This window comes from Vibrio sp. CK2-1 (assembly GCF_021726515.1).
In the GTDB taxonomy this organism is placed as follows: Bacteria; Pseudomonadota; Gammaproteobacteria; order Enterobacterales; family Vibrionaceae; genus Vibrio.
The window spans coordinates 771,647-789,002 of the sequence record NZ_JAKKCJ010000001.1 but is presented as its reverse complement, the minus strand read 5'-3'; the positions used below and the strand labels follow the sequence as shown (position 1 = coordinate 789,002).

Sequence of the window (17,356 nt, the reverse complement as noted above, 5' to 3'; positions counted from 1 at the left end):
TATCAGGGCATTAACCTTTATTTTTTAGACACATATATGATCTAGCCATGCAAAAATGCCGCAGACTCTCATCTGCGGCATTCATTTTTAGTTTGAATTTTTAATTCGAGGTGTGTTGTTACTACCCTTTCACACCACCAGCGGTTAAGCCACCGACTAGGAACTTCTGAGCCAGCAAGAACACAATAGTTATCGGTAATGCAGATAACACAGCCGCCGCGGCAAAGTCGCCCCACAAGTAGTTTTGTGGATACAAGTACTGCTGCATGCCTACCGCGAGAGTATATGAATCAACATCTCGTAGTAATAATGATGCTACCGGTACTTCGGTCACGGCGGCAATGAAGGACAAGATAAATACCACCGCAAGAATTGGCACTGACAGTGGCAACAAGACTAAGCGGAATGCCTGCCAGGGAGTTGCACCATCAAGCGCGGCTGCTTCTTCTAGTGAATTATCAATTGACTCAAAGTAGCCTTTGATAGTCCATACGTGCAGAGCAATACCGCCCATGTAAGCAAACACCACACCACCGTGAGTATTCAGACCTAAGAATGGAACATAAGTCCCTAGACGATCGAACAATGCATATAACGCGACAAGTGCCAGTACTGCTGGGAACATTTGGAAAATCAACATAGAGCGCAAGATGACGGTTTTGCCTTTAAACTTCATGCGAGCAAAAGCATACGCACAAGTGGTTGAAAGCACTACAATACCAATCGCCGTTAAGCCCGCGACTTTTACTGAGTTCCAAAGCCATAACAATACTGGGAATGGCGGTTTAGTGACCGTGCCATCGGCGTGTACTACATCAAAGCCTAGTGCCAGTTTCCAGTGTTCTAACGAGGGATTACGCGGGATCAAATCCCCTGCAGCGTAGTTACCTTCCCGGAAGGAAATCGCAATCACCATCAAAAGTGGGAACATCATCAGCGCTAAGAAGATCCACATTCCAATATGCGTTGCCCAAACACGGTACTTCAAAGATTTAGGTTGAACCATAGCCATGTTGAATCTCCTTATTCTGTTTCTAATTTAGTGAACTTCATATTCAGTAGCGATAAACCGCCCACTAATAAGAAGATAAGTGTGGCAATCGCACCCGCTAGGCCGAAGTCTTGACCACCTGCGCCTTCAAACGCGATACGGTAGGTGTAGCTCACTAATAAATCGGTGTGACCGGCTGGAACGCTGGTTCCAATCATATCTGGCGCACCGTTGGTTAATAATTGAATCAATACGAAGTTATTGAAGTTAAAGGCAAAGCTGGCAATTAATAGCGGCACCATAGGTTTCACTAATAACGGCAATGTGATTTTCATAAAGTTATCAATTGGGCCTGCGCCATCCATTGCTGATGCTTCGTATAAATCATCAGGAATCGCTTTTAACATCCCCATCGCAAGGATCATCATGTATGGGTAACCTAGCCAAGTATTAACAATAATGATCATGGTTTTGGCAAGGAACGGGTCGGTAAACCAAGCTGGGCTCAAGCCAAACAAGCCTTGTAATAATTGGTTGATCTCACCAAAGCTTTGGTTAAATAAGCCTTTGAATATCAAGATAGAAATAAACGCTGGTACGGCATAAGGTAGAATCAGTAGCACACGGTAAATACCACGGCCTTTCAACGCTTCCCAAGAAACGATTTGCGCTAAAATCACGCCCATTGCCAAAGTCAGAACTACGGTTGCAGCTGCAAATACCACTGTCCAAACAAAGATTTTAAAGAATGGCCCTTGAATACCTGGGTCACTGAAAATACGGGTGAAGTTGTCAAAACCGATATTAACGATAAAGCCCGGAGTGATGTGATCACCAATAAACTGACCATTCGCATCAACCGGTTGGTAATAACCAATTTCATAGTTGGGTTTTAACACTTGCTCGGTTTGATTATTGACTAAGGTTTCGCCATCAGCATCTAAGCTATAAAGCGGTTTTACTTGAGCAAATTTACGCAAGCCAGACATCACTAACGCTTCACCATCCGGCGTTTGTACTTCAAGTTGATTTAGCACGCTACGATTTTGGATCACCGCTTTTAATGGTGCTTTTTTACCCGGAAGTTCTGTTGCAGAGGTTAATTCAAGATGCCCTTCTAGCTTTTCAACTGAACCATCCGTTAACGAGATTGGTTGAGATAGCAGCCAGTGATCACCTTGTTTTAAGGCAACCGAATACACATCATCATGCTGACGTAGTTCGAAATTATAGCTGTCACCACTTTGAAAGCTCTGCTCAAGCAATACGCCTTGAGTTCGTTGGAAGCTAAGCTGATTGGCACCGCTGTAGTTAGTAAATGCCAGCCCAATGGTATAAATCAATGGGAAAATGATGAACAGGATCATGCCTGCAACACCCGGGTAGATGTAACGATGAGCATAAGTACGCTTACGAGCAAACACGTACACACCCATTGAAACAAGCACTAGGGTAAGCAAAGCAAAGGCAAACTCACCACGTGCGTACATCAGTACAATCGCATAGCCATTCAAAAGAGTAATCGCTGAAAGTACGAGCGTTTTCAGCCAAGGAAAAGGACGAGGCGCAGAATGTGGCGCAAGACTAGATGACATAATATTCGCTGACATATTAAATTCCGTTTCTGTATCGAGCTCACTTTGCGCACTATGCCACAGAGTAAAATTCGAAAGCTTTTGAAACTGCATAAGTGAAACGCTGTAACGCACACTATTCATGGGCTAAAAATATAAAAACCCAAATTAAAGCAGACGGATAACTTACAAAATAAAGGGAGGAGAGATCCCCCCTCCCTCACAATCCTCAAGTGAGGACAATTTGACTTTATTTAGTCATGCGCTCAGCAACAGTGTTAAGCGCTTCTTCTACCGATTGGCGACCATTGACTACGTTACCGATTGCCGCTTTCTCTGCATACCAGAAAGCAGACATTTGAGAAATATTTGGCATGATTTCACCGGTTTCCGCGTTCGCCATGGTGGCGGCAATGCGTGGATCTTTCGCTAATTCTTCTTGGTAAGACGTTAATGCAACCGCACCTAGTGGCGTATCGTCATTCACTGCTTTCAAGCCGTCACGAGTCAGCATGTAGTTTTCAATAAACTCTACCGCTAAATCTTTGTTTGGTGATGCAGAGCTGATGCCCGCCGTTAATACACCAACGAAAGGTTTTGAAGGATTACCATTAAACATTGGCAGTTTCGCTACACCATAGTTGATGCCTGCTTTATCAATGTTTGCCCAAGACCAAGGGCCATTGATAGTCATCGCCACTTCGCCTTTGTTAAAGCCAGATTCTGCAATGGTGTAATCCACATCTGGTGAAATAACATCTTGATCAACTAAGCCTTTTACAAAGCTCATCGCATTTTGTGCGCCTTTGTTATTTACGCCGACATCTTTTGGATTGTACGCGCCATTTTCAAATTTAAACGCATAACCGCCATCAGAGGCTAGCACTGGCCAAGTAAAGAAAGGTTCAGACAAGTTCCACATGATCGCTTTCTTGCCATCTTTTTGTAGTTGCTTATCGAGTGCAGCAATATCTTCCCAATTCTTTGGCGGAGTCTTAACAAGGTCTTTATTATAAATAAGAGAGAGTGACTCTACCGCGACAGGGTAACCGATGTATTTACCTTCGTAAGACACCGCATCCCAAGTGAAATCTGCAAATTTTGATTTAAAATCAGACGATGGTTTTACTTCTGCAAGTAAGCCTGCTTGAGCATAGCCGCCAAAACGGTCGTGCGCCCAAAGAACAATATCAGGACCATCCCCAGTAGAAGCTAATTGAGGAAACTTCTCTTCGAGTTTATCTGGGTGAGATACCGTTACTTTAATACCAGTATCTTCTTCAAACTTTTTACCTACTTCAGCAAGGCCGTTGTATCCTTTATCACCATTGATCCAAATGGTAAGTTGACCTTCTTCAATAGCAGCATGCGCACTTACACCACTTAAGGCTAGGCTACATAAAATGGCAGTGTTGAGGACTTTTTTCATTTCCATGATCCTTTCTATTGTTCTTATTTAAGTGTTACGCCTATACCCTTATTAGGTATAGCGCAACAATTGTAGGGCTCGTTACACAAGCAATACCCTTATTAGGTATGGAAAAATAATGCGATAATTCCTACCCGCCTACATCCTCCTAACTTCTACGCCCCCCAGCAACAAAATGACTTTTGTGACTTAGATTCACAATATTTTTTATCTCAAGCGAAAAATGGACAATAAACGTGAGCGGGCGCACATCATATCCGGGCATTTTACCTGCTTTTTGCTGTAAATAAAAAAGTGTGATCTAGGCACTCATCCCCCTACGTCCACCAAAAATTAAATGACTAGGGAGGAGGTTTATTAGTGGGTTTTCGGTAAGATAACTCCCATAGTCGCCTTTTACATTGATCAGTAAAATGTAAATAACGCATGAATAATCAATATGTTTGGATGATAGAAAACTTTTAACATTCATTATCTAGACATTGGAAATCTATTAGAAAAATAATCAGAAGGAAGACCAGATGACGAGTGTGACTCTACGAAAAGTTTGTAAAGCGTATGGAGACAACCTCATTTCTAAAGACGTGGATTTGGAGATCCAAGACGGCGAGTTTGTGGTCTTTGTCGGTCCATCAGGTTGTGGTAAATCCACCCTACTACGTTGTATTGCCGGTTTAGAAGATATTACTTCTGGTGAACTTTTCATCGGTGATACCAAAATGAATGATGTACCACCTTCTGAGCGTGGTGTCGGCATGGTATTCCAATCTTATGCTTTATATCCGCATTTAAATTTATTCGACAATATGTCGTTTGGCTTGAAGCTGGCTAAAGAAGATAAAGCGAAAATCAAGTCTCGCGTTGATCATGCAGCGGATATTCTGCAACTTGGTCACTTACTTGAGCGTAAACCAAAAGCATTATCAGGTGGTCAACGTCAACGTGTGGCTATTGGCCGTACTCTAGTCGCGCAACCAGAAGTGTTCTTATTAGATGAGCCGCTTTCTAACCTAGATGCCGCCTTACGTGTACAAATGCGTATTGAACTGGCAAAGCTTCATAAGAAACTTGGTTGTACCATGATCTACGTAACGCACGATCAGGTAGAAGCAATGACTATGGCGGATAAAATTGTCGTACTCGACGGTGGTAGTGTTTCACAAGTCGGTAAACCATTAGAGCTTTACCACTACCCTGAAAACCGTTTTGTCGCAGGCTTCATTGGCTCACCAAAAATGAACTTCATTAATGTTCACGTCAAAGAAGTGGAAGCTGAACGTGTGAAAGTAGAACTGGCAAGCCAGGCATCATTCTGGATCCAAGTTGATGGTTCAACGGTTGAAACAGGCGCTCGTATGTCACTAGGTGTCCGCCCTGAACATTTACTACCAAGTGGTGAAGGCGATGTAGTGATTCAAGGTAAAGTCCAAGTGGTCGAAAAACTCGGTAATGAAACTCAAGTTTACCTAAGCCTTGATAATGTCGATGCCGATTTCATCTACCGTGAAAACGATACCTTAGATGTCGACTCTGGCGATACCTTCCAAATCGGCATTCCCGCTCACCGTTGTCACTTATTCCACAGCGACGGCCGTGCATGTAAACGCCTATTTAAAGAACGCGGCGTTTAATACAGCATCAATTCATTCCCTTTAATGTCATAGAAGTGCCTTTTATGCCCCAACAAATATTTGTTTGGGGCTTTTTTTGTTATATTGACCACCTCTTTTCATCCCCCTCTTTTGGTAGTTTTATGAAGCAGTCTACTGACGACATTTTCACGCGTCTTCCTATCGTTTTTTCTATCGCGATTTTATGTACCCTTTTATGGGGTAGTGCTTATCCGGCTATCAAAACTGGTTATGCATTATTATCCATTGAAGCGCATGATGTGGCCTCTCAAATGGTGTTTGCGGGACAACGTTTCTTCTTGGCTGGAATATTCCTGTTCATTATTGCGCGCATTCTTAAAAAACCAAGCATGGAGATGACGCTGCCGAAATTTAGCCAACTGGCAGCCTTAGGCTTGAGTCAAACCACGTTACAGTACATCTTCTTTTATATCGGCTTGGCGTACACCACGGGCGTGAAGGCGTCGATAATTAACGCAACCGGTACGTTTTTTAGTGTGCTTTTAGCGCATTTCATTTATCAAAATGATCGCTTAACCCATCGTAAAGCTCTAGGTTGTGCGATTGGTTTTCTTGGCGTGTTTATCGTGAACTTTCATAGCTCATTGCTTGATTTTCAATTTAGCTTAGCGGGTGAAGGTTCAATTGTCGTAGCCGCGTTCTTCCTAGCTTCTGCGTCTATTTATGGCAAGCGTCTATCACAAAAAATGGATGCGATGCTGATGACTGCGTGGCAACTTGCTATTGGTGGCGCGGCGTTATTGGTGATTGGCTATCTATCTGGCGGCCACAGCGGTGAGTTTCATTTATCTAGCGTGTTATTGCTGGTTTATTTGGCACTACTGTCTTCGGCAGCCTTTGCCCTGTGGAGCATTTTACTCAAGCACAACCCTGTTGGCATGATCACCATTTTTTACTTTTTGATTCCTATTTTCGGTAGTTTATTATCCGCACTATTCTTAAATGAAAGTATTTTAGAGTGGAAGAATCTACTTGCCTTGATGCTAGTTTGTTCAGGGATTTACCTAGTTACACGCAGTAAGCGCTAATAACTCCTTAATTAGCTTCCCTTGGCATAACCTTTCTCTTATTCCCATAGATAACACGACCTTTTTTGACGTTATTTATGGGAAGTTCTACTCTGATTTACAAAATCTAACCTTGCTCACAAAACCCAATTATTTGAGTCAAAGATCTCACTTTTCATGCGGTTAACATGGCTTATCAAGCGCTAAATCTCACTTGGTGAAGCCTTACTTTGCACCAAGTGTGATCGTCGCACTCATCCTCTATTTCTACTCCCCCTACGCCTCTATTTCAGGAGGATGTGAGTTCATCTCACTTCTCGCAAAATTGCTTCATCGCTGAATGATTCAAATAAAAGCTCACTAAAAGCCGCCACACATTCAGAGATCCAATAGCTTCATTAGGTTAACAACATAACCGGTGAGCAAGATGAAACAATATAAAGGATTAATAACATGAAAAACCTCAAGGTCTGTTTAACTGCTGCTGCCGTTTCCTCTGCGTTACTTGCACCAACTGCAATGGCGGTAGGTGTCGATTTCCATGGTTATATGCGTGCTGGTGCTGGCGTGAGTGCACATGGTGGCGCAAATGAATCATACGAAAGAAATAAAGTCGGTCGTCTTGGTAACGAAGATGATGTTTACGGCGAAATCCAATTAGATACCACGCCGATTAAAGCCGGTGACAGCGCTGAGTTCATTGTCAGCTCAATGGTTGCTTACGGTTCTGATGGTTCAAACGGTTGGGAATCGGCTCGTGATGACGACAATGGTGCAGATGTTGCACTTGCTCAGTTTAACGTTCAGGCCAAAGGCTTATTCGATTTCGATAAAGAAGCAACACTTTGGGCCGGTAAGCGTTACTACCAACGTCAAGATATTCACATTACTGACTTCTACTACTGGAATACCTCTGGTGGTGCAGGTGGCGGTATTGAAAATGTCACTGCTGGCCCTGGTAAAATCTCGTTTGCCTTCATGCGTGATGACTCTTTAGGTAATGATATTGGTGTCGATTTAGATGGTGATGGCGTAACTGATAAACAAAATTACAACGTTAACAATTTTGACTTACGTTATGCGGGATTAGGTCTATGGCAAGATGCGTCACTAGAGCTAGGCGTAAACTACTACATGGTTAACGAAACCGATGATCAAAAAGATTTCGGTTTAGACACTGAAGACAGCGTCATGGCGACAGCAGTTATCACACAAGGTAACTTCTTCGGTGGCTTCAACAAAACGGTTTTCCAATTTGCGACAAACGGCGCAGCATCGGGTATGGCTGGACTAGGTTCGGGTAGCTGGATCCCTGCAGTTTCTGATGGGGATACGGGTTTCCGTGTGATTAACTTCGGTGTGGTAGATTTAAGCGAAAACTGGGATTTCGGTCACCAAGTGATGTACGCTCAAAGTTCATACGAAGGAAATAAGGAAGACCATACTTTTGCTAACGTCGTTATGCGCCCAATCTATAACTGGTCTGAAGTAATGAAAACTGAATTTGAAGCAGGTTACTACACAGAAGAAAATCAGTGGGGAACCGATGGTGCTGACAACGAAGGGGCTAAATTCACCGTCGCACAAGCATGGTCTGCTGGCTCTGGCTTCTGGGCTCGTCCTGAAATCCGTGTCTACGCTTCTTATGTCGATGATTTCAAAAACGACAACCGCTTTGGTAGCGACCAATCGAATGAGTTTTCAGTTGGTATCCAAGCAGAAGCATGGTGGTAATGCCATCGCTTTAGCTTAATTCACAACGCCGGCCATGATGCTGGCGTTGTGCGTTTTTTCTTTTTCTATTCTTATATAAATTTAAAGAGGCATTATGTCTGTATTCACAAATCAATCTGTCACTGCAACGCCTGCAGTTTCTTCTGCCGATGTGATTTTACATGCCTTTGATTGGTCGTATCAAAAAGTGGCCAGCGAAGCCGAGCGTATTGCTCAACTAGGCTATGATTCTGTTTTAGTTTCTCCAGCGATGACATCACCTAACCATTCCGAATGGTGGAACCGCTATCAGCCGCAAGATTATCGTGTGATTAATAGCCCACTAGGCAATACGCTTGATTTTATCGCGATGCAAAAAGCCTTATCCGAACATGGCATTTCACTTTATGTGGATGTGGTGTTTAATCATATGGCCAATGAATCTCAAGTACGTAGTGACCTCACCTACCCTAATCCACAAACCATGGCTGACTACCAAGCTCAAGTGGAACACTTTGAAGCATTAAAGCTGTTTGGCGATTTATCTCAGCCATTGTTTACCGACGAAGATTTTGAACCTGCCTTTCCAATTACTAACTGGTTAGATGCTAGTGATGTGCAAAAAGGTCGACTCAGTGGCAGCGATACCGATCCCGGCTTGCCAACATTAGCACCGACGGAAAATGTCATTGCCAACCAACAAGCCTACTTACAAGCATTGAAAGATCTCGGCGTTGCAGGCTTTAGAATCGATGCAGCGAAACACCTTTCACCAGAACATATTGCCAAAGTTTGGACTGATAACATCTGTAAAGGCGTGAAAATATTTGGTGAGATCATTACCGATGGCGGCGAAGGCAAAGCGGAATATGAAGTATTTTTAAAACCGTTTATTGAATCAACCACCTTTGATGCCTATGACTTCCCGCTATTCCATCGTTTATTAAATGTGTTCAAGCATGCTCACAGCATGACTTCGTTGCTAGATTTGCATCAACAAGGACAATGCCTAGACGATAAACGCGCGATTACTTTTGCGGTAACCCATGATATTCCTAATAACGATGTGTTCCGTAATCAAATGCTATCGCCACAACAAGAACAATTGGTCTACTGCTACTTACTCGGTTGCAGCGATGGCGCGCCTTTGATCTATACCGATTTGAACACCAGTAATGATCTAGATGCATTAGGCTACCCTAGATGGGAACAAAGCTGGCACGACACTAGCCTGATCAAGATGATTCAGTTTCATAAGCAAGTGCATGGATCGCCAGTACAAGTACTCGAATCAACCGATGATGTATTAGTCATTTTGCGAGGAACGGAAGAAAAACCAATTGGTATAGTCGCGATTAATAAAGGCTCAGAAGAATGCCACATTACTCTGCCGACCAATCAAAACCAATTTAATGTCTGGCTCGGTGGTGATGACCTACTACGTCAAACGCTAACGTTACCCGCTCAGTCTGGGATTATGTTGTTGACTTAAGTTACCCATGTACCTCTTACATAACGGGCTATCAATAAAAAATCAGCACTTGAAGTGATTCAGTGCTGATTTTTATTTGGGTTAGTTATGTATATCTCTATGTGTATTTATATTTAGCGAGATTATTCTTTATCAAAACTATCCACCACAATCGCACCCATTGAGGCTGGCATAGCAATCAAAATTAATCGTTTGAATGCCAATAATGGTTCGGTTTGTAGCGGTAATTTGTCTAGAGCAAACAATACTAATGCCACAACAAAAATGGTGAGTAGGTAGGCAATGACGATACGTAGAATAAACGCTGACATGCGGCGTTTCACATCACTTTGGAATACGCTTTGATAGGCAAAAAAACCAAGAAATATTATTGAGATAATAAATAGCATCACTACATTTTCCAGCGGTAGTGTTTTGCTTAAATCCCACGCTTCTTCCGAAAACGAAATCGGAACCGCCAGTGTAAACGCACCAATGATCACTTGGCTTGCATCTTCGAGATTAAAATTCAGTTTCATCAAGCGGCTCTTTAGTGATTGCATCATATCAACTTCTCTTCAATTCTAGTTGGGTTATGCAACCCACACCACTCGCAGTGCCAATCCAATTAATACCACACCAGAAATGCGATCAATCCAATGGGCTTTATTACGTAGTGTCGAAAGTAGAAGCTGGCTAGATAACATAAAGGTAATTAAGGTGTACCACAGTCCATCGACGATGAATGGAGTCATGACAATAATCGCTTTACTGCTGGTTTCAGCACTCACTGCAACAAACTGGCTAAATAATGCGGTAAAGAAAATCGCGATCTTCGGGCTAAGAATCGAAATGAAAAAGCCTTCCTTTGCAGATTGAGCAACTGAACAACTACGCCCTGATTCTAAACGCTCGGCAATGCCACCTTTTGATTGAATGGCATTAAAACCTAACCAGGCTAAATACGCCGCGCCCGCATAAGTGATCGCCTTAAATACCAATGGAAATTGATGAAGTAAAATAGCCAAACCCAGAATGGTGAATAGCGCGTACAAACCAATGCCAAACGCATGAGCCCAGGCAGTGGCTAAGCCATGTTTTCGTCCACCCGCTAAGCTATGTTTTGCGACCATCGCCAAACTTGGTCCCGGTGACATCGCGCCAAGTAAACAGATAAGCAGTAGCGAAAGCCAGATTGTTAGTGTCATTGAATCCCTTCACAATATTTGAATATTGAATTTAATGGTTATTCTACTGAAAAAAATCCGTATGATGGTATTCATTTCTTCAGATACCACTCTTTCGTATCACACAAAAGCTTAGAGTTAAAAAAGGAACCGCTATGAAAATCGCATTAATCGGACTCGGCGGCATCGCACAGAAAGCCTACCTACCTTTTATTACTCAAATTGAAGGCGTCGAATGGGTATTGTGCACCCGTAATGCAGAAGTACTGCAAGGCTTAGCCACCAAATATAACGTTCGTGAGTATTACAGCGATTATCGTCAACTAGTTCATGCTGGGGTTGATGCGGTGATGATCCACAGCGCGACTTCTAGCCATAAAGATATTGCCAGCTTCTTCCTCTCGCAACGCATTGCTACTTTTGTTGATAAACCACTGGTGGATAATGGCCATGACTGCGATGCCTTATATGAACTCGCTCAACGTAATAATACGCCGTTATATGTTGGCTTTAACCGTCGTCATATTCCGCTATTCAACCAGCATTTAGTCGGTGTTCAATCGGGAATGCCGCTTAACCCATTGCATTCACTACGTTGGGAAAAACATCGCTTTAACCAACCTGGTGATGTGCGTACTTTTATTTTTGATGACTTTATTCACCCGCTCGATAGCGTGAATATTTTTGCCAAACCAGACATTAACGATATACATATCGCCACCCAGTGGAGTAGCAACCAACAACTGGCGAGCATCAATGTGCAATGGCAACAGCAAGGTAGTCTGCTTAATGCGTCGATGAACCGCGTATTTGGTCAAACTCAAGAACGAGTGTCAGCAGATTTTGCTAATCAATCCTATGAGTTCCGTGGCTTTATGGAAGGTACACTGTGGCAAGATGATAACGCGCAGCAATTACAAACCAAAGACTGGATGCCAATGCTTGCCACTAAAGGCTTTGATAACATGGTGCAAGAATGGTTAGGTGTCGTAAAAACCGGTCATATGCCATCCGCTTTAGTAGATAGAAATATCGCCTCGCATTTATTAGCTGATGCTTTATGCCAACACGTATTAAAGCAACAAACTCGTAAGGTGCATTAATTCGCCACTGATTGTCTATATCAAACCCACAAAAACAAAGGGATCCTATTTCAGGATCCCTTTGTTTTTAACGTGCACCTTTGTCTTAATCTTTCGCTAACAATCAGTTTGTTGCTTTAAGTAAAGCTTTCGGGCTTTCCCAGCAATAAGTATGACATGGTACTTGTGAACCACAGGGCGCCTTCCAAATAAAATCTCTATTATCCTTTGCATCAAGCGACTCATAAAATGCTTTAGCAGGATCATTACCTTTCAGCACTTCTAAATAAATTCCTGAATCAGCGAAGTGCTTTTGTGCCCATGTTGCGGCTTCTGCGAGTAAGGCTTTTCCATATCCTTTACCACGCTGGTCTTTATCGACATGCAAGTTATCAATCATAGTGCCTTGGTCAAAACTATGATTGCCATATAGACAAACAAAGCCACACAACGCGCCGGCCTCTTCCAATACCAATACACCTTGATTTAGTGGTGGCTGGGTTAAGCGAGTTTGCCACATCGCCATGTGCTCATCTTCCACTCGGCTTGCTAGATAATCATCATCTAAAAGACCTTGGTAGACTTGCTGCCAACTTGTGGCATGTAATTTGGCTATTTTGGAATAGTCCTGAAATTCTGCTTCTCTAACGAACATCCTTGCTCCTTGAGTTTATATTGTTGTTTTCTCTAATGTATCGAAAAACTGACCAAAGATTGCACTTTTTTACGGATAAATAACAGAATATATGAAGGTGGTAGCAAAGGTAGCTGATATAAAACTCAAAAAGCCAACAGATTACTCTATTGGCTTTTTATCTACTTATGAAAACAGAGGTTTAACTTACCTCGATTAACTTAACTACGTTTTGGCTGGGTATACGTTTTGCCAGCAGCGGTGTAAGTTTCTTTCGTTTTCACATCGAACATAATGTCGAAGAACCACGCAACGAAACGAATAATGTCATCGCCTTCATTCATGATATGCTCAACGTATTCTTGCTCTACGCCTTTGTCATCTTCTTGAGTCGTCACATGATAAATACGGTTCTCGCCTTCCACTTCTGCTAACGCAAATTGACCAGATAGCGATTTAGCGGCATCGGCCACGTTGCTGTCGCTGTTCATTTGTAAGAATTTAAGCGCAGTTGGCACAGAGTCTAGAGTACATAGGGTTTTTACGAGTGTTTCGAAATCACTTTGTTGCATGTTCTATTAGCCTTGTATTTAGGTCTTTCACTCTTAATCGAGTATCTTGAGGCGGATTCTACACTATACCCAAGTGACTTGGATATATTTCTATGTTGATAAGCAATACAAAGCACAGAGGAGGTAAATTCTGCTTGGTAGTATATTTAGTAGAATGCGTAAATAAAGAAAAACCCCGACACTTTCGTATCGGGGTTATAGTCTCACTCGCAGCATTCCGGCTACTATTAATGCTCCATGCATCGAATCCGTGATAGTGCTTATCCTAAGCTAATCCTGCTTCGCCTTCCTAGCGGTGTCCTTACGCAAATCCTTGCTGCTAATCGTTCCTAATTAGCGCTCATCACTTGTTCCTTGAGCGGTGTTCCTTCCTCAAACTAGAGGTGTCCATTTATCCGTTTAAGCCGCATCCTGCCGCTTAATTTAATCCGTCAAATGTCCTGTGCTTCCTGCTGACCGTTATCCTAACCGTCAAACTTCATCCTGAATAAAACCGTCTTGGTTTTTCTTAAATCCTATGTCGTTTCCTTCCGACACCGATAAGACTACGCTTCTGCTGAGATTCCTCAAGAGACTTAATTCAAAGTTTTTAGTCTTTCTCTAAACAAAAAACATCACAAAACAAAAAGACCAGCTATAACAATAAGTTAAAACTGGTCTCTTCTAGTTTTTATATTGAATAACCGTGATCACTCACATAGCTTGTAAGCGATCTCGCACACGGCCAATCCTATATTTCACTAGGCTTAATTCGCTTTGAAATTACTGCCATTGTTTTTAGGATTACGTTGTGGCGATGCACCTGCTGGCTTACGGTTTGCAGCAGGTTTAGGGCGCGCATTGGCTTGTGGCTTTGCCGCTCCGTCAGTAGATGCTGTCGCCGGTTTTGCATTGCCTGCATGACGACGGTTTTTGCTTACGGGTTTGTGGCCGCGAGCGTTTTCACCTGAACGTTGACCATCATTATGTTGGAAGGTCTTTTTCGGTTTCTTTGGTTTTTTCGGTTTGATTGGACGAGTATCTAATCTTGATTCCGGCAATTTATTGACTACAGGGAAACCTTCAAGTTCCATACGCGGCAATACTTGCTTGATTAGGCGCTCAATCGAGAATAAGTCATGAGCTTCATCTGCACATACTAATGAGATCGCTTTACCAGTTGCGCCCGCGCGGCCAGTACGGCCAATACGGTGCACGTAGTCTTCAGAGACATGCGGCAAGTCGAAGTTCACCACTTGTGGCAATTGTGCGATATCGATACCACGTGCGGCGATATCAGTTGCCACTAAAACGCGTACTTCACCGGTTTTAAAATTCTCTAGTGCTTTGGTACGTGCGCCTTGGCTTTTGTTGCCGTGAATGGCGGCTGAACTCACGCCCTTTTCATCTAAGAAACGGCTTAAACGGTTAGCACCATGTTTGGTTTTACTAAATACCAACACTTGCTGCCAATCGTTATCTTGGATCAGTTTCAGCAACATCGGTGCTTTCTTCTTTTGATCCGCAGGATAGATACATTGCTCAACCGTGGTTGCCGTTTGGTTCGCAGGGTTAACCGAAATTTCTACAGGGTTATTCACTAGGCCTTTAGCAAGCTGACGAATGTCATCAGAGAAGGTGGCAGAGAACAATAAGTTCTGACGTTTAGCCGGTAAGAAAGACAAGATTTTACGGATATCACGAATAAAGCCCATATCCAACATGCGGTCAGCTTCATCTAACACTAGTACTTCAAGTTGAGAAAAACGTACTGCATTCTGGTTATACAAATCTAATAGACGGCCAGGAGTGGCGACGAGTACATCAACGCCTTGTCTTAATCTCATCATTTGTGGGTTAATTTTAACACCACCAAATACAACCGTTGAGGTTAAGCGCGTATGTTGGCTGTATTGCTCTACATTCTTATGTACCTGAGCGGCAAGCTCGCGAGTAGGCGTTAAGATAAGTGCACGAACTTGGTTAGGTTTAACACGATCACCAGCTAATAAACGCTCAAGAATTGGCAAGGTGAAACCAGCCGTTTTACCTGTACCGGTTTGCGCAGCAGCCATCACATCTTGACCTTCGATAACCGCAGGAATGGCTTTCGCTTGAATTGGTGAAGGTGTGGTATAGCCTTGTTCTTCCACCGCTTTAAGTAAAGGGGCAGAAAGTCCTAAAGAGGAAAAACTCATAAATATTGATCTCGATAAAATAGAGAAGCCAAATGGCTTAGAGGTATGAATATCAATATCTTTGTATACCTTATGTTTACTTATTGTAGTGACAAGGTATATGAGAATTTACTCTGCTTTCAGGATTGGTGTCGCTGGAAGTGATATTAATAATCTTGATTGAGCGGCTATTCTGACCGCTTTATCTGAAAGCAGCAACAAATATCGTGACTTTTATCACAGATAATTAGCACCACTTCTCATTTGCATAGAAATCCACCACTCTATTATCAATGGCTATACTTGTACTCTTTATGCGTAACTTTTATCCCAAAAAATTGCCGTTTCCCTATTTCACTTTGATTAGAAAGTCGGTATTCTTGCCGCCATTGAATAAATCATGGATTGATAGTGAATAGTTATGCGATGGATTGCGCAATTTTTAAGCATTGTCATTTGAGAGCATAATGAAAGATTCTTCAAAACCAACGGGTAACGCCAAGGTAGAAAAAACAAGCTACCCATTAAAAACTTACCTTACTTTTATCATTCCATCTTTGATCGGTTTGTTTTTATTCATGGCACCGTTGAGCTACCAAGGCTCATACACGATTCCAGTCGCTATCTTAGCCAAATCTTTGCAAGCAGCACTAGCCAATAGCATCGTTCCTATTATCACAGTTGTTATTGCGTTTATGGCTATCGCAACCATTCTATATAAACTGATTCAACCTGCATTTATTAAAAACAATGCCTTTCTACACGCGCTAATGACACCATCGTTAATCTGGTTTGTGGTACGTGTTTTTGGTGGTATTGCAGCCGTTATGGCGTTTTACCATGCTGGCCCAGAAATGGTATGGGAAGAAAATACCGGTGGCATGGTATTAAACGGTCTGTTGCCAACCTTATTCTGCGTATTCATTTTTGCCGGCATGTTACTGCCTCTTTTACTTAACTTCGGCCTACTAGAGCTCTTCGGTACGCTATTAAGTAAAGTTATGCGCCCTATCTTTAACCTACCAGGCCGTTCTGCTATCGACTGTATGGCATCTTGGTTAGGTGACGGCTCTGTCGGTATCTTATTAACCAGCAAACAATATGAAGATAAATTCTATACGCAACGCGAAGCGGCCATTGTTGGTACAACCTTCTCAGCGGTATCGATCACTTTCAGCCTAGTGGTTATCGCACAGGTGAATCTTGAGCATTTATTCATTCCATTTTATGGCGCAGTTTGTTTGGCAGGTTTAGTCGCTGCAATCATCTTGCCGCGCATTCCACCACTACGTTGGAAAAAAGACACTTTCATTGATGGTTCAGTGCCAGATATGAAAGCCGATGATTTACCAGCAGGTCATACTAATTTCTCTTGGGGCATGCACTTAGCCCTGACCAAAGCCGATAATGTTGGTGATTTGCATAAGGTATTAGTTGAAGGCGTGAAGAATGCCATTGATATGGTGTTTGGTGTTCTACCGGTGGTGATGGCTCTTGGTACTGGCGCTTTAATCATTGCCGAGCACAGCTCACTGTTCGAGATTTTGGGTCAGCCTTTCATTCCATACTTAAAACTACTCGGGCTTCCTGAAGCCGTTGCAGCATCACAAACGATTGTAGTGGGTTTTGCTGATATGTTCATTCCAGCGATTCTTGCAGCGCCTATCCATAGTGATATGACGCGTTTTGTGATTGCGGCGATGTCGGTTACTCAGCTAATTTATATGTCTGAAGTAGGCGCTCTTCTACTGGGTAGTAAAATCCCAGTGACGCTATTAGAGCTATTCGTGATCTTTATTTTACGAACTCTCATTACCCTACCGGTAATTGTTGGTGTTGCGCATTTGATTTTTTAATTATTCGACTCGTCTTACAAGCTAAGCTCACA

At 42.7% G+C, this 17,356-nt stretch carries 14 protein-coding genes; 6 read left to right on the top strand and 8 right to left on the bottom strand.

The window, feature by feature from the left end; genetic code table 11:
- Positions 1 to 121: 121 nt before the first annotated feature.
- The 3 genes from malG to malE all read right to left on the bottom strand — a co-directional run bounded on the left by malG (position 122) and on the right by malE (position 3,994).
- Positions 122 to 1,012, bottom strand: a complete 891-nt coding sequence (gene malG / locus L3V25_RS03425; RefSeq protein WP_027696572.1) for a maltose ABC transporter permease MalG — start codon at positions 1,010 to 1,012, stop codon at positions 122 to 124.
- Positions 1,013 to 1,023: 11 nt separating this feature from the next.
- Positions 1,024 to 2,586, bottom strand: coding sequence for a maltose ABC transporter permease MalF (malF, locus tag L3V25_RS03420; RefSeq protein ID WP_237294349.1), 1,563 nt, complete (start codon positions 2,584 to 2,586; stop codon positions 1,024 to 1,026).
- Between the two features lie 229 nt (positions 2,587 to 2,815).
- Positions 2,816 to 3,994, bottom strand: coding sequence for a maltose/maltodextrin ABC transporter substrate-binding protein MalE (gene malE, locus L3V25_RS03415; RefSeq protein WP_237294079.1), 1,179 nt, complete (start codon positions 3,992 to 3,994; stop codon positions 2,816 to 2,818).
- Between the two features lie 521 nt (positions 3,995 to 4,515).
- On the opposite strand from malE, the gene malK reads away from it, so the two are divergent.
- The 4 genes from malK to L3V25_RS03395 all read left to right on the top strand — a co-directional run bounded on the left by malK (position 4,516) and on the right by L3V25_RS03395 (position 9,858).
- Positions 4,516 to 5,625 carry a maltose/maltodextrin ABC transporter ATP-binding protein MalK gene (gene malK, locus L3V25_RS03410; RefSeq protein ID WP_237294078.1) on the top strand — a complete coding sequence of 370 codons (1,110 nt, stop codon included), beginning with the start codon at positions 4,516 to 4,518 and terminating at the stop codon, positions 5,623 to 5,625.
- A gap of 122 nt (positions 5,626 to 5,747) precedes the next feature.
- A complete protein-coding gene (locus L3V25_RS03405; RefSeq protein ID WP_237294077.1) occupies positions 5,748 to 6,674 on the top strand; it encodes a DMT family transporter in 927 nt (308 codons plus the stop codon).
- Positions 6,675 to 7,106: 432 nt separating this feature from the next.
- Entirely contained in the window at positions 7,107 to 8,387 is a 1,281-nt protein-coding gene (lamB, locus tag L3V25_RS03400) for a maltoporin LamB (RefSeq protein WP_237294076.1), read from the top strand.
- 94 nt (positions 8,388 to 8,481) lie between these two features.
- Positions 8,482 to 9,858 carry an alpha-amylase family glycosyl hydrolase gene (locus tag L3V25_RS03395; RefSeq protein WP_237294075.1) on the top strand — a complete coding sequence of 459 codons (1,377 nt, stop codon included), beginning with the start codon at positions 8,482 to 8,484 and terminating at the stop codon, positions 9,856 to 9,858.
- Between the two features lie 122 nt (positions 9,859 to 9,980).
- Here L3V25_RS03395 and L3V25_RS03390 read toward each other — a convergent pair whose 3' ends face one another.
- Both L3V25_RS03390 and L3V25_RS03385 read right to left on the bottom strand, forming a co-directional pair.
- The gene (locus L3V25_RS03390) at positions 9,981 to 10,376 is read right to left on the bottom strand and encodes a DUF2391 family protein (RefSeq protein WP_237294074.1); all 396 of its coding nucleotides are present in this window, start codon (positions 10,374 to 10,376) and stop codon (positions 9,981 to 9,983) included.
- Between the two features lie 54 nt (positions 10,377 to 10,430).
- The gene (locus L3V25_RS03385) at positions 10,431 to 11,045 is read right to left on the bottom strand and encodes a LysE family translocator (RefSeq protein ID WP_237294073.1); all 615 of its coding nucleotides are present in this window, start codon (positions 11,043 to 11,045) and stop codon (positions 10,431 to 10,433) included.
- Positions 11,046 to 11,179: 134 nt separating this feature from the next.
- Between L3V25_RS03385 and L3V25_RS03380 the strand changes: the two genes are divergently transcribed.
- Complete coding sequence (locus L3V25_RS03380; RefSeq protein WP_237294072.1) at positions 11,180 to 12,127, top strand: Gfo/Idh/MocA family oxidoreductase; 948 nt, start codon at positions 11,180 to 11,182, stop codon at positions 12,125 to 12,127.
- Positions 12,128 to 12,230: 103 nt separating this feature from the next.
- Here the strand turns inward: L3V25_RS03380 and L3V25_RS03375 are convergent, their stop codons facing one another.
- The 3 genes from L3V25_RS03375 to L3V25_RS03365 form a co-directional block, all read right to left on the bottom strand.
- Complete coding sequence (locus L3V25_RS03375) at positions 12,231 to 12,761, bottom strand: GNAT family N-acetyltransferase (RefSeq protein ID WP_237294071.1); 531 nt, start codon at positions 12,759 to 12,761, stop codon at positions 12,231 to 12,233.
- Between the two features lie 200 nt (positions 12,762 to 12,961).
- Positions 12,962 to 13,312 (bottom strand): hypothetical protein, encoded by a 351-nt coding sequence (locus L3V25_RS03370; protein ID WP_237294070.1) that lies wholly within the window; start codon positions 13,310 to 13,312, stop codon positions 12,962 to 12,964.
- Between the two features lie 746 nt (positions 13,313 to 14,058).
- Positions 14,059 to 15,489 (bottom strand): DEAD/DEAH box helicase, encoded by a 1,431-nt coding sequence (locus L3V25_RS03365; protein ID WP_237294069.1) that lies wholly within the window; start codon positions 15,487 to 15,489, stop codon positions 14,059 to 14,061.
- Positions 15,490 to 16,046: 557 nt separating this feature from the next.
- On the opposite strand from L3V25_RS03365, the gene L3V25_RS03360 reads away from it, so the two are divergent.
- A complete protein-coding gene (locus L3V25_RS03360; RefSeq protein WP_237294348.1) occupies positions 16,047 to 17,324 on the top strand; it encodes a YjiH family protein in 1,278 nt (425 codons plus the stop codon).
- The last annotated feature ends 32 nt before the right edge of the window (positions 17,325 to 17,356 follow it).